This window comes from Streptomyces sp. NPDC029138, from assembly GCF_055564375.1.
The window spans coordinates 1-11,967 of sequence record NZ_JBVHWM010000121.1; the positions used below are offsets into that span (position 1 = coordinate 1).

Genomic DNA, 11,967 nt, shown 5'->3' on the forward strand with positions numbered 1-11,967 from the left:
GGGGGGGAACCCCCCCCCCCCCCCCCCCCCCCCCCCCGGCCCCCCCCCCCCCCCCCCCCCCCCCCCCCCCCCCCCCCCCCCCCCCCCCCCAAACCCCCCCCCCCCCCCCCCCCCCCCCCCCCCCCCCCCCCCCCCACCTGAGCACGTCAGCCGCCGTGTGCGTCCCGCGGGGGATGGTCGGACGCGCGGTGGCCGGTCGCGCTCACTGAGCCGTGAGGACGGGGTCCTCGACGGCCGCGGAGGCGGCCTGCGCCTTCTTGCTGGGCAGACCGAGGGTGATGAGCAGGCCGACGACCATGCCGACCGCGGTGAGCATGACGACGAGGAACTCGCCGTCGGCGGTGGCGGCCTTCAGGGCCTGGCCGGTCTTCCCCCCGGTGCCGGCGTCGGCGATGGCGGTGAGGACGGCCAGGCCGATGGCGTTGCCGATGTTGAGGGTCGTGGAGGCCATGCCGTTGGCGATGCCCTGCTCGTTGGCGGCGACTCCGGTGGAGGCGGCGATCCACATGGCGGTCCAGACGATGCCCTGGCCCACGCCGGAGACGATCAGGCCGGGTACGGCCATGAGGTAGGTGGCGTCCGCGTCGAAGCCCCAGGCGAGGAGCGCGGTGCCCACGGCACCGACGAGGAAGCCGGCCAGCAGCGTGGGCCGGGTGCCCAGCCGGGTGGTCAGGCGCTCGCCCAGCTGCGTGCCGGTGGCGATGGCGACGGAGGGCACGAGGAACGCCAGGCCGGTCTGGAGTGCGCTGAAGCCGTGGACGGACTGCAACAGCACGGTCAGGAAGTACGGGAGGGTGCCGAAGGTGGCCATGTAGAGGAAGGTGACGGTGATGCCCACGCTCAGGCTGCGGTTGCGGAACAGACGGAACGGCATGAGCGGGTCCCGGCTGCGCGACTCGATGACGGCGAAGGCGATCAGGAAGACGACGGCGGCGATGAAGGAGCCGATGACCTCGGGCGAGGTCCAGCCGTTCTCCGGGCCTTCCACGAGGGCGAACACGAGCAGGGTGGCGCCGGCGGTGACCGTCAGGGCGCCGGGCAGGTCGAACCGGCGGCCCGCCGTGCGCGCCTCGTCGCGCGGGATGACGGCCAGCGCGGCGAGGGCGACGAGACCGGCCAGCGGCACGTTGACGAAGAAGACGGCGGGCCAGCCGAAACTCTCGGTGAGGATGCCGCCCAGCAACGCGCCGACGGTCAGACCGCTCGCGCCGGCCCCGCCCCACACGGCGAGTGCCCGGTTCCGCTTGGGCCCTTCCTCGAAGAGGGTGTTGATCAGGGACAGCGTGGACGGCAGCAGGAGGGCGCCGCCGATGCCCTGGACGGCGCGGGCGACGATGATGACGGCCGGACTGCCGGCCAGCCCGCCGGCCAGGGACGACACGGCGTAGACGGTGAGTGCGAGGACGAAGATCCGGCGTCGGCCGAGCAGATCCGCCGCCCGCCCGCCGAGCAGCAGGAAGCCGCCGGCGAAGACGACATAGGCGCTGACGACCAGTTGCTGGGTCTGGCCGGGGAAGCCGAGGTCGTCGCCGATGTCGGGCAGCGCGACGAAGACGATGTTCAGGTCGAGCGAGAAGATCAGCTGCGCCAAGGCCAGCAGCGCCAGACTCCAGCCCAGTCGTCGCCCGTCCGGGCCCGCGTGGCCCGACTGGAGCGTGGGTGAAGTGGACATGAGAGGTCAGCCCCTTTGGGTCGGTGGGCAGGGCAGCCCAACCAGTACGACTGTTCACATGCTTACGTACAATCGAACCGTCGGCAACCGGAGGGACGTGATCCAGCCATGACCCCGCGCACCGGACAACGAGGGCCGCGCGCCCAGGAGATGGTCATACTGTCGCGGTACAGTGGAACAATGATCGCCCACCACCCCGACCGTGATCAGATCCGCATCGAGAACATCCTCAGCGCCCTCGGCAACCCGATGCGCCTGACCGTTGTCCGCGTCCTCAGCGACGGCGAGGAGCACAACTGTGGCAGCATCCTGGACGGGGTCTCGAAGTCGTCGATGACGCACCACTGGCGCGTTCTGCGCGACGCCGGCGTCATCTGGCAGCGCCCCTCGGGCCGGGAGAACCTGCTGTCGCTGCGCCGCGCCGACCTCGACCACCGCTACCCCGGCCTCCTGGACGCGATCCTCGACGGCGCGCGCCGCGAGGCCGACCTCCAGCAGCAGAGCTGATCGGCCGCCTGGCCTGGGCCGGGGGTCAGCGCCGGCGCCGGGCCACGCTTCCGATCTCCTCCAGCAGTGAGGCCGTACGCCGGATGTCGCCGTGGTCGGGGGGCTGCCAGGCCGGCCGGCCGCCGAGCTGCCGCAGGAACGCCGCGAGCACCGCCCCGGCCTGAGGCGGTTCGTGCTGCCACGTCGTCTCGGCCGGTCCCGCCAGCACCGTGACGCTGCCGCCCGCGACCTGGATCGTGCCGCGCCGCCCGGCGAAGTGCGCGGAGAAGCCGGTGTCCGGACCGACCCAGCTGGCGTGCAGCGTGACCGGTACGCCGCCCCAGCGCAGCACGGCCGTGCCGGCCGACTCCAGGGGACACCCCGGGCGGTGGCGCAGCTCGGCGTCGAGGACGTCGAGAGACCGGCGCGGGGCCAGCCACATCAGCAGGTCGATCAGATGGATGCCGAGGTCGCTCAGCGCTCCGGCCGCCCCCTGAGCGGGATCGAGCATCCAGGCCGCCTCACCGGTGAACATGCCGTCCGTCAGACCGCTGTGCGCGAAGCCGAGCCGGACGGCGGTGAGCGGCCCGATGACGTCCTGCCGCAGCAGATCCCGCACCCGCCGAAGGCCGGGCGCGCAGCGCAGGAACATGGCGGTGGTCCCGCGCGCCCCGGCCGCGAGCAGCGGCAGCAGACGGTCGGTCAGCCCGGCGGTCGCCGCCAGGGGCTTCTCGACCAGGGTCGGTACGCCGGCCAGGGCGGTCAGGGCCAGGAGCTGAGCGTGTTGCGCGGTGGTGGAGGTGATCACGGCCGCGTCCGCGCACCGCAGCGCCTCCCGCACGGACGCGGCACCGAACGCCGGTCTGTCGCCGGAGTCCGGTGCCGCGGGAACCACCACCGCCGAGACCCCGGGGTCGCGGGCGAGGAGGCCGTGATAGTCACGGAAGTGCACGTGTGAGGTGCCGAGCAGGGCCACGCGGAGTGGTCTCACCGGGTCGCTGTCCCTTGGTCGCGTCCGACGGTGTCAGCGGGCCCCGACGGCGGTCGCCTCGGGAACGGGACGGCCGAAGGAGCGGTCGCTGTAGACCAGCGGGACCCGGTCGCCGGTGTGGGTCGCCTCCACACGGCCGATGAGGATGCTGTGGTCTCCCCCGTCGACGATGTCGTACAGGGTGCAGGCGACGCGCGCCGCCGCGTCGCGCAGGCCGGGGAGGCCGAACTCGCAGGTCTCCATGTCGCCGTCGGCGAAGCGGTCCACGCCGGACCGGGCGAAGCGCAGGGCGACGTCGCTCTGGTCGGCGGCCAGGATGTTGACCAGAAAGCGCTCGGCGGTGACGAAGGCGTCGTGGGTGCTGGCCTTCTTGTCCAGGCAGATCAGGACCAGTGGCGGCGAGAGGGACAGGGAGCTGAAGGAACTCCCGGTGAAACCCCACCGGTCGCCGGACGCGTCGACGGTCGTGGCGATCGTCACGGGAGCCGGAACTCGGGCCATGGCACGGGTGAACAGGGAACTGTCGACGGTCATGGAGAACATCCGTTTCACGGGGCTGGGACGGCCGGGTAAGGCGGGTGGCCGGCGTCAGGGGCTCTTCGGCATCGACTCGGTGACATACCGGTGGAGCCAGGTCCGGAACTCCTCGCCGAGGTCCTCGCGTTCGCACGCGAGCCGCACGATGGCGCGCAGGTAGTCGCCGCGGTCGCCGGTGTCGTAGCGGCGGCCCTTGAAGACGACGGCGTGTATCCGCTCGGCCCCGTCGGACAGCAGCCGCTGCAACGCGTCGGTGAGCTGGATCTCCCCGCCGCGGCCGGGCGGGGTCTCGCGCAGGACGTCGAAGACGGCCGGGGACAGCACGTACCGGCCGATGACGGCGAGGTTGCCGGGCGCCGTGCCGGGCTGCGGCTTCTCCACCAGGGAGGTCACCTGGACGACGTCGGAGTCCTTCGTGAGGTCGACCGCGGCACAGCCGTAGAGGTGGATCTGGGCCGGGTCGACCTCCATCAGGGCGATGACACTGCCGCCGTACTCCCGCTGGACCTCGGCCATCCGGACGAGCAGGGGGTCGCGCGGGTCGATGAGGTCGTCCCCGAGCAGGACGGCGAAGGGTTCGTCCCCGACGTGCGGGGCGGCGCACAGGACGGCGTGGCCGAGACCCCTGGGCTCTCCCTGACGCACGTAGTGCAGAGCGGCGAGGTCGTTGGTCGCCTGGACCTTCTCCAGCCGACCGTGGTCGCCCTTGGCCCTCAGGAGGCGCTCCAGCTCCTGGTTGCGGTCGAAATGGTCCTCAAGGGCTCTCTTGTTGCGTCCGGTGACCACGAGGACGTCGGTCAGGCCGGCGGACACGGCCTCCTCGACGACGTACTGGATGGCCGGCTTGTCGACGACGGGCAGCATCTCCTTGGGCGTCGCCTTCGTGGCGGGCAGGAACCGGGTTCCCATGCCTGCCGCGGGGATGACGGCCTTTCTCAGGGGGGCTGGCGGTACGGGTGTCATGTCAGGGCCCATTCGGTGTCGGAGGCGAGCGGCGCGGAACCGTCCGCCACGGGGGAGCCGGGAGCTTCGGGGCGGCCGTAGGAGAGGGCGGTGAGGAACGACCGGGCCCAGAACTCGACGTCATGGGTGAGGACTTGGCGGCGCAGTCCGCCCATGCGGCGGCGCGCCTCCTGCGGGGACTGGGCCAGCGCCTCGGCGAGGGCGTTCTTGACCTCGTCCAGGTGATGCGGATTGACCAGGTACGCGCCGGTCAGCTCGGCCGCCGCGCCCGCGAACTCGCTGAGCACCAGAGCCCCGTCCTCGCGGTACCGGCAGGCGACGTACTCCTTGCAGACGAGGTTCATGCCGTCCCGCAGCGGGGTCACCAGCATGACGTCGGCCGCGCTGTAGAAGGCGGCGAGTTCCTCCCGGCTGACGGAGGTGTGCAGGTAGTGGACGACCGGCCGGCCGACGCGGCTGAACTCGCCGTTGACCCGTCCCACGGTGCGTTCGACGTCCTCGCGCAACCGGACGTAGTGCTCCACGCGTTCCCGGCTGGGGATGGCGATCTGGACGAAGGCGACCCGGTCGGGACGGATGCGCCCCTCGGAGAGCATCTCGTGGACCGCCCGGAGGCGGACGTCGATGCCCTTCGTGTAGTCGAGCCGGTCCACGCCGAGGATGATCTTCTCGGGGTCGCCCAGTTCCTCACGGATCTGCCGGGCCCGCCGCTGGACGTCGGGCCGCCGGGCCAGCCGGTCGAGTTCCGCCGCGTCGATCGAGATGGGGAAGGCGCCGATGCGCACGCCGCGGTCGCCCAGACGGACCTCCCCCTGGCTGGAACCGGACGCCGGATGCGGTGCGGTGGGCAGGCCGGTGAGCCGGTGCGCGAGCCAGCGGAAGTTCTGGGCGCCGCCGGGCCGGTGGAAACCGATGAGGTCGGCGCCGAGCAGACCTCGCACGATCTCGGCCCGCCAGGGCAACTGCATGAACAGTTCCACGGGAGGGAACGGGATGTGCAGGAAGAAGCCGATGCGCACATCGGGGCGCAGCTCGCGCAGCATGGCCGGCACGAGCTGGAGCTGGTAGTCCTGGACCCACACGGTGGCTCCCGGGCCACTGGCCCTGCTCGCGGCTTCGGCGAACGTGCGGTTGACCCGCACATAGGCCTCCCACCAGCTGCGGTGGTACTCGGGCGGCACGATCACGTCGTGGTACAGCGGCCAGAGGGTGCCGTTGGAGAAGCCCTCGTAGAAACCGCGGACGTCCTCGGCGCAGAGCCGCACGGGGTGCAGGCGCAGGCCGTCGTCCGGGAGGGCGGGCAGGTCACCGGCCGTGGTCCCGGGCCAGCCCACCCACACACCCCGCCGGCCGCGCAGGAACGGCTCCAGGGCGTTGACGAGGCCTCCGGGGCTGTGCCGCCAGTGCGGGCGGCCGGCGGCGTCGCGTTCCAGGCTCACGGGCAGGCGGTTGGCCACGACCACGAGGCCGGCCTCCGCTCGCGGTGCCTGAGTGTCTTCGTCGTCCATCCGGAAGCTCCTTGTGCAGCGGGCTGGGGCGGGGGCGCCGCGCCGGGTGTGCCGGTCGGTGGTGTTCACCAGGGCACACCCGGCGGCGGGTCACTTGCGGAAGTCGACGATGGTCTTCAGGTCGGTGGTGAACCGGTAGTTCTCGAAGATGCCGACCAGACCGTCGTAGTCGTCGAAGGGGTGGACGGTGGACAGCAGCGCCTTGCCGTCGACGACGCCCCGGAGCAGCATCTGCATGGCCGCCGCGATGACGTTGGCGCTCTTGTGCATCGGGAAGTGGGTGACGTCGAAGGGCGCCGAGCGGATGTTGATGCCCTTGGCGAGCATCAGCCACGTGTCGAACTTCTGCATCTCCTGGGACGCCCCGTACAGGACGTAGCGGCCCCCGGCCTTCATCTTGCGCATGGCGACCCGGCGCGGGTCCTTCTCCTCGTCCACGCCCTTCACGGTGGGCAGGGCGTCGAAGACGTAGTCGAAGGTGCCCTCCGGGACGGTCTCGATCAGCTCCTCCGGCAGGTAGGCCCGGTCGGAGAACTGGCTCTCGGCGAAGGCGTTGCGGGCCGGGTTGGTGTCGACGGAGACGACGGTGTTGGCGGCGAGGAGCTTCTTGATCACGCTGCCGGCGATGATGCCGATGGGGCCGGTGCCCAGGATGAGCACCTTGTCGCCGATCCGCGGCGGGTTGGACAGCACCGAGCGCATGGCGCCGGTGACCGGCTCGATGAACGACGCCTCCAGGTCGCCCATCTCCTCGGGTATCTTGACCGCCGCCGCTCGCCGGTCGTCGTTGAAGTTGCGGTCGGCGGCGAAGACGTCCTCCTTGGTCTGACCGGAGAAGATGGGGCGCACGGTGCGGTACTCGGCGAAGCCGCCGAAGTCCGTCTGGCCCCAGTAGACGATGCGGTCCCCGACCTTGACGTCGACGGAGCCGCCGTCGAACTCGGGGCCGATGTCGACCACTTCGCCCAGGTACTCGTGGCCCAGGATGACGGGATATTCGGACGGGAAGAGGTGTCCTTCGTAGAAGGAGATGTCGGTGGAGCAGATCGACACGCACCGCGTCTTCATCAACAGGCCGTCGACCGGGGCCGCGGGGACCGGGAGTTCGGCCAGGACGGTCTTGCGCGGGGCCAGGAGCTGCACTGCCTTCATCGATTCCACTGTTTTCCTCCGGGATGTGCCGGCATCGGATTCTTGGATACTTCTCGGGGTCAGCGGCGCTTCAGCAGTTCTCCGCCGAGGAGGTACTGGCCGGCCATTTCGTAGTGCGTGGACGACAGCGTGATGTGCTTGACCGCGGAATGCACGTCACGGAAACAGCGCTCCAGCCGGCTGGTGGCGTACACGGAGGTGGCGCCCGCCAGGTTGTAGGCGATGTCGACCGCGGCCGAGGTGTTCTCCGCGACCGTCGCGGCGGTCAGGCGTACGAGCGCCGTCAGCGGCTTTCCTCCGGTCTCACCGGACTCGCTGACGCGGCCGGCGGTGTCGGAGAGCAGCAGGCGCGCCGTGTGGACGAGCATTTCCGCGCGAGCCAGTTTCTCCTGGACCACATGGCTGGTGGCCAGAGTGCTGCTGGCACCGGTCGCGGTCTTCCTGACCGCCAGTTCCTTGAACGCGCCGACCGCGTCCTGGGCGATTCCGAGCGCGGTGGAGGCCGAGGTGAACGGACCGAAGTCGTCGTAGCTGATGGCGTACGCACGCGATTCCCGGGCGGCCGGCGGCCGCGTCATCTCCGCGCCGTCCACGGTGTATTCACGGGGGACGAAGACGTCCTGGACGGTGTAGTGGTTGCTGCCGGTTCCGCGCAGCCCGACCGTGTACCAGGTGTCCTGGAACTCGACCGACTTCCGCGGCACGAACAGCATCCGCAGTTCCGGGCCGCTGTCGGTACGGCGCACCTGTCCGGCCTCGGTGACGAAGGCCGCGCACACCAGCCAGTCGGCGTGGGCCGACCCGCTGGCGAACGCCCACTCGCCGCTCAGCCGGTATCCGCCGGGGACGATCTCCGCCCGGCCGGAGGGGTTGACGCCGCCCACGACGAGGCCGTCGTGGTCACGGAACAGCTCCGTGGAGGTGGCCTCGGGCAGGTAGTCGGCGAGCCGGCCGATGGCGCCCTGCACGCCCATCTGCCAGGCGACGGAGGCGTCCAGGCGGGCCAGGGCCTGGATGACGGCGGAGCCGGTCCGGATGCTGACCTGCGAGCCGCCGAACCGCCGGGAGACCCACATCCGCGGGATTCCCGCGTCCCGCAGGGCCTCGAACACCGGGCGCGGGGTCACGCGTTCCCGGTCGGCCCGCTCGCGCGCCTCCTCGATGACCGGCGCGATCCGCCGGACCCGGTCCAGCCACGCTTGCGTCTCCTCGTCCGGCAAGACGGAAGGCAGCGCGTGCTCGACGCTGAATTCATTCATGAGATAGCTCCGTACTGTCCCGGAATGGGCTACGAGAGAAAAACCGCAGGTCATGAACTGCGAAGGAATGCGTCCACGTTGACGCTGACACAGGAGAGCTTCGGCCTCACGGCAGGCGGCCTTGGCGCCGGAGAGCGGATTCACCGTTCCGAGAAGGGAATCCGAGGCTTCTTCGCTCACTCCGCGAACAGTGCTCTCACCTCGCGGCTTCGTTCTCCATTCTGGGAAACACCGCGACGCCAAGCAAGCCCCGCCTTCGGGAAGTTGCACGCCGCGGACCACAAAAAAGAGCCCGGGAGAACTCGATGAGTTCTCCCGGGCTCTGTGTCCGCGCCGTGCGGCGCGGTTCGTCAGTGCTGGCCGGTGAGGCTGAAGGTCGGGGTGATGGAGAATCCCGGCGTCTTGGCCTCGGTGGACGCCTCGACGGCGGCGGCGAGTTCCTCGAGGTCGGTGTAGGCGTCGAAACCAGTGGCCAGTTCGGCGGTCTCGTTCATCATGCTGCTACCTCCTGGTTGTTTTCAGGGGCTCCGGCCGGAGACATTTCTTTTATAGCAAGCACGGAATCTCACCACCAAGACGTATCTTGCACAGTCCGGCACCTTTCCGGGTAACCGCCGTGTGAAATACGCGCTACATCAGGCGGCGAGATTGCGGGCCGGGTCGGCCGGATCGATGCACGCCTCGGCCAGCCGGCGGGCGAGCAACGCGTCGAGGCTTTCGCCGTGGCCCGTGGTGGCGTGCTCGACCAGGGCCTGGGCCATGACATGACTGCGGTGCTGACCGAAGCTCATCCCCCGCATGCCCGGCCGCGAGTCCCCGGGCTCCGCCGCCGATGCCAGGCCGGGCGCGTGCCGGCGGGCGAAGAGGGACGTCTCCTCCCCCAGCGCGGGATGCCCCTCCACCTCGCGGGCCACCAGGTCGGCCAACGCCCGGTCGTCGGCCGAGAGGTACACGACGACGGCGTCATACCGCGGGTACTGATGAGGCACGGAGGCCGCCTTGGCCCTGTAGGGCCGCCCGCCGGCCTCCAACGCCCTCAGCACCCGCCCGAACAGCGCGGGAGCGGCGCCCTCGTCGCGGACGTGCAGATAGAGGCGGAGCAGCGGGCGCTCGCGCGGTGGTGGCCCCTGCGAGCCGGTGACGAAGAAGAAGCCCGGGGAGACCGCCGGGTGGGCGGCCGGCCAGGCCAGCCTGACCGGCCGCCCGACCTCCGCCGGCCCGGCCAGCCAGCCGCCGGGCACCGTCACCGCCACCCCACCTGTCCTCACCACGACGTGGCCTCCGGTGCCGGAAGCCGGTGCGTGATCGCCGATCAGCTCGGCGTCCAAGGGGAAGGTGCCGTGCGGTATCCGGGCGGCGAGACCCTCTTCCATCCGCGGGTCGCGCAGCCGCTGGGAAGGAGCCGCAGACTCGGGCAGCCCGGCGTGCAGGCTCGCGTACAGGGCGTCGGCGAGGAGCCCGGTCAACTGCCGGGCGTCCTCAGCGGTCACCCGGCGATCGGGCAACTCGGCCTCGGTGGCCGTGGCGTCGACACGGACGGCAAGCAGGGCCGACCGCAGGGCCTCGGGCAGGCGCGTGCCACCGGTCATACGGCCACCTCCAGGCCACGGCCGACCTCGGCCACCCGGTGACCGGGCAACTCGCCCTCGCTCTCCCTCGCATCGCCACCAACGGCACGCAGACACACGGCACCGGTCACGCGGCCACCTCCGAACTCGCCCTCACATCGCCACGAACAGCGCCCAGACACACGCCACCAGTCACGCGCCCACCTCCGAACTCGCCCTCGCTCACCATCACGTCGCCACCAACGGCACCCAGCCGCACGCCACCCGTCACGTGGCCGCCTCCGAACTCGCCCTCACATCGCCACGAGCAGCGCCCAGATACACGCCACCAGTCACGCGCCCACCTCCAAGCCGAGGGCAGCGACGGAGCGTTCGGGGGTGAGGAGGACGCGTCGTCCGATTCCGGCGGCGGCGCGGTCGACCGCACCCAGCCGGGCGGACTGGGTCGCGCCGGCCAGCAGGCGGTCGTACATGTGCCAGCCCGCGTAGGCGGCGGCGCGCACCGCGAGGTCCGGCTCCGGCGCCCCGTGGGACCGCGCCCGCCCGGCGTTCGCCGCCCGGTGCCGGGCGGTCAGGTAGCTCTGCCAGAAGGCGGCGATCCGCACCCGGGCCGCGGCGATCGCCTCGGTGAGCCGTGCGGTCATCTCCTCGTGGGTCGGTGCGGGCGCGCTCTCACCGCGGATGACTCGCGTCAGGGAGCGGAACAGCCACTCCCCGGCGAGGCTTCCGAGGTCGCGGGCCGGGTCGCCGAGGCAGAACTCCTCCCAGTCCGACAGATAGATCTCGCCCGCCGAGATCAGGAACTGGTCGAGGCGCAGGTCGGCGTGGATGGGCCGGGCGACGGCCGTGGCGGAGGCGTCCCGCAGCCGGTCGAGGGCCTCGTGCAGCCGCGTGTCGCGTTGCAGCAGCGCCCAGGCGTCCAGTTCCGCCCGCGTGGAGTTGAGGTAGGTCTCGGCGGGCAGGGCGCGCAGTGACTCGTGGGGGAAGAAGGACGCGGGTGCGGCGGGCAGCGACGCGTCCGGTGCCAGGTTGTGGACGTCGGCGACGAGTTCGCCGGCACGCTCGCACCAGGCCGTGGAGAAGCCGTCGTCGGTCTCGGCGACGTCACTGCCCGAGCGCGCGTCCTCCAGCAGTTCGAACGCCATGAGGCAGGTGCCCGCGTCCCAGCCCAGGCACATCGGCCCGAGGTAGCGGGAGCGGTCGCCGGCGTGCCGGGCCTGTTCGAAGGCGATGGCCCTTTCCAGCCGCCGGCCGGGGGCCCGTCCCGCGCCGTCGAGCCGTTTGACGAACAGTCTGACGCCGCGTGTGGTGGTGCCGGCCCAGTTCGCGTTCCGGCCGGGGTACGACGTCACGTCCGCCTCGCGCAGCCGGCCCAGCCCGAGCGTGTCCAGCAGCTCGTTCACCTGGGGGACGCGGGACAGTTCCGGGGCCCGCACGTGCCGCCGCGCACTCGGTGCGTTCGGCGTGGAAAGTGTGTTCGGCATGGAGAACTCATCCTCTTTCTTCCAGGCGTCTGCTGAAGTCGAGCCACACCTGCGCGCATTCGCGTGCGGCGGCGGACAGCCCCGACAGGCTGTGGGGCGGGAGGCCGGCTATCAGCCGCTCGCTCTCGGCCTGCGACAGGAGCCGGTTGTCGAGCAGCTTCAGCAGCAGGCGCCCGGCCTGGGTGTGCCGCAAGGAGGGGTCCCGCATCAGGGCGGCGAGCGTCGGGCCGCTCGGCCGGCGCTCGGTCCGGTCCGGCGGACGGGGAGGGTCGGCGGGCGCGGCGCCCCTCCCCGTCCGCCCGTCTGCCCCGGGGGGCAGCGGGTCTCCGCTTTGCCTTGACTTCCTA

At 71.4% G+C, this 11,967-nt stretch carries 11 protein-coding genes and 1 pseudogene; 1 reads left to right on the plus strand and 11 read right to left on the minus strand.

The window, feature by feature from the left end; translation table 11 throughout:
• Nucleotides 1-202 precede the first annotated feature (202 nt).
• On the minus strand, nt 203-1,672 hold the full coding sequence (locus tag ACZ4WH_RS43125) for an MFS transporter (protein ID WP_468191576.1): 1,470 nt from the start codon (nt 1,670-1,672) through the stop codon (nt 203-205).
• A gap of 180 nt (nt 1,673-1,852) precedes the next feature.
• On the opposite strand from ACZ4WH_RS43125, the gene ACZ4WH_RS43130 reads away from it, so the two are divergent.
• Nucleotides 1,853-2,179, plus strand: coding sequence for an ArsR/SmtB family transcription factor (locus tag ACZ4WH_RS43130; RefSeq protein ID WP_468191578.1), 327 nt, complete (start codon nt 1,853-1,855; stop codon nt 2,177-2,179).
• Between the two features lie 25 nt (nt 2,180-2,204).
• Here ACZ4WH_RS43130 and ACZ4WH_RS43135 read toward each other — a convergent pair whose 3' ends face one another.
• The 10 genes and pseudogenes from ACZ4WH_RS43135 to ACZ4WH_RS43180 form a co-directional block, all read right to left on the minus strand.
• Nucleotides 2,205-3,149 carry a Gfo/Idh/MocA family protein gene (locus tag ACZ4WH_RS43135; protein WP_468191581.1) on the minus strand — a complete coding sequence of 315 codons (945 nt, stop codon included), beginning with the start codon at nt 3,147-3,149 and terminating at the stop codon, nt 2,205-2,207.
• A gap of 33 nt (nt 3,150-3,182) precedes the next feature.
• Nucleotides 3,183-3,683 (minus strand): flavin reductase family protein, encoded by a 501-nt coding sequence (locus tag ACZ4WH_RS43140; RefSeq protein WP_468191584.1) that lies wholly within the window; start codon nt 3,681-3,683, stop codon nt 3,183-3,185.
• A 54-nt stretch (nt 3,684-3,737) separates the two neighbouring features.
• Nucleotides 3,738-4,649 (minus strand): UTP--glucose-1-phosphate uridylyltransferase GalU, encoded by a 912-nt coding sequence (gene galU / locus ACZ4WH_RS43145; protein ID WP_468191587.1) that lies wholly within the window; start codon nt 4,647-4,649, stop codon nt 3,738-3,740.
• Nucleotides 4,646-6,157: an alpha,alpha-trehalose-phosphate synthase (UDP-forming) gene (locus tag ACZ4WH_RS43150; protein ID WP_468191589.1), complete on the minus strand. Its 1,512-nt coding sequence runs from the start codon at nt 6,155-6,157 to the stop codon at nt 4,646-4,648. Before ACZ4WH_RS43150 ends, galU begins: the two co-directional genes overlap by 4 nt.
• A gap of 90 nt (nt 6,158-6,247) precedes the next feature.
• The gene (locus ACZ4WH_RS43155) at nt 6,248-7,309 is read right to left on the minus strand and encodes a zinc-dependent alcohol dehydrogenase (protein ID WP_468191591.1); all 1,062 of its coding nucleotides are present in this window, start codon (nt 7,307-7,309) and stop codon (nt 6,248-6,250) included.
• 59 nt (nt 7,310-7,368) lie between these two features.
• The gene (locus ACZ4WH_RS43160) at nt 7,369-8,568 is read right to left on the minus strand and encodes an acyl-CoA dehydrogenase family protein (protein ID WP_468191594.1); all 1,200 of its coding nucleotides are present in this window, start codon (nt 8,566-8,568) and stop codon (nt 7,369-7,371) included.
• Nucleotides 8,569-8,918: 350 nt separating this feature from the next.
• Complete coding sequence (locus ACZ4WH_RS43165; protein ID WP_014675881.1) at nt 8,919-9,065, minus strand: LxmA leader domain family RiPP; 147 nt, start codon at nt 9,063-9,065, stop codon at nt 8,919-8,921.
• A gap of 138 nt (nt 9,066-9,203) precedes the next feature.
• Nucleotides 9,204-10,157 carry a T3SS effector HopA1 family protein gene (locus tag ACZ4WH_RS43170; protein WP_468191597.1) on the minus strand — a complete coding sequence of 318 codons (954 nt, stop codon included), beginning with the start codon at nt 10,155-10,157 and terminating at the stop codon, nt 9,204-9,206.
• A gap of 311 nt (nt 10,158-10,468) precedes the next feature.
• Nucleotides 10,469-11,620: a class V lanthionine synthetase subunit LxmK gene (gene lxmK, locus ACZ4WH_RS43175; protein WP_468191600.1), complete on the minus strand. Its 1,152-nt coding sequence runs from the start codon at nt 11,618-11,620 to the stop codon at nt 10,469-10,471.
• Between the two features lie 7 nt (nt 11,621-11,627).
• Nucleotides 11,628-11,967: pseudogene (locus ACZ4WH_RS43180) on the minus strand (ParB/RepB/Spo0J family partition protein); the annotation flags it as partial.

Bases quoted from the DNA above. Each gene is read 5' to 3' on its own strand.
- ACZ4WH_RS43140 (WP_468191584.1), bottom strand. From the start codon at position 3,683: ATGACCGTCGACAGTTCCCTGTTCACCCGTGCCATGGCCCGAGTTCCG.
- galU (WP_468191587.1), bottom strand. From the start codon at position 4,649: ATGACACCCGTACCGCCAGCCCCCCTGAGAAAGGCCGTCATCCCCGCG.
- ACZ4WH_RS43160 (WP_468191594.1), bottom strand. From the start codon at position 8,568: ATGAATGAATTCAGCGTCGAGCACGCGCTGCCTTCCGTCTTGCCGGAC.
- ACZ4WH_RS43125 (WP_468191576.1), bottom strand. From the start codon at position 1,672: ATGTCCACTTCACCCACGCTCCAGTCGGGCCACGCGGGCCCGGACGGG.
- ACZ4WH_RS43170 (WP_468191597.1), bottom strand. From the start codon at position 10,157: ATGACCGGTGGCACGCGCCTGCCCGAGGCCCTGCGGTCGGCCCTGCTT.
- ACZ4WH_RS43150 (WP_468191589.1), bottom strand. From the start codon at position 6,157: ATGGACGACGAAGACACTCAGGCACCGCGAGCGGAGGCCGGCCTCGTG.
- lxmK (WP_468191600.1), bottom strand. From the start codon at position 11,620: ATGCCGAACACACTTTCCACGCCGAACGCACCGAGTGCGCGGCGGCAC.
- ACZ4WH_RS43165 (WP_014675881.1), bottom strand. From the start codon at position 9,065: ATGATGAACGAGACCGCCGAACTGGCCACTGGTTTCGACGCCTACACC.
- ACZ4WH_RS43130 (WP_468191578.1), top strand. From the start codon at position 1,853: ATGATCGCCCACCACCCCGACCGTGATCAGATCCGCATCGAGAACATC.
- ACZ4WH_RS43155 (WP_468191591.1), bottom strand. From the start codon at position 7,309: ATGAAGGCAGTGCAGCTCCTGGCCCCGCGCAAGACCGTCCTGGCCGAA.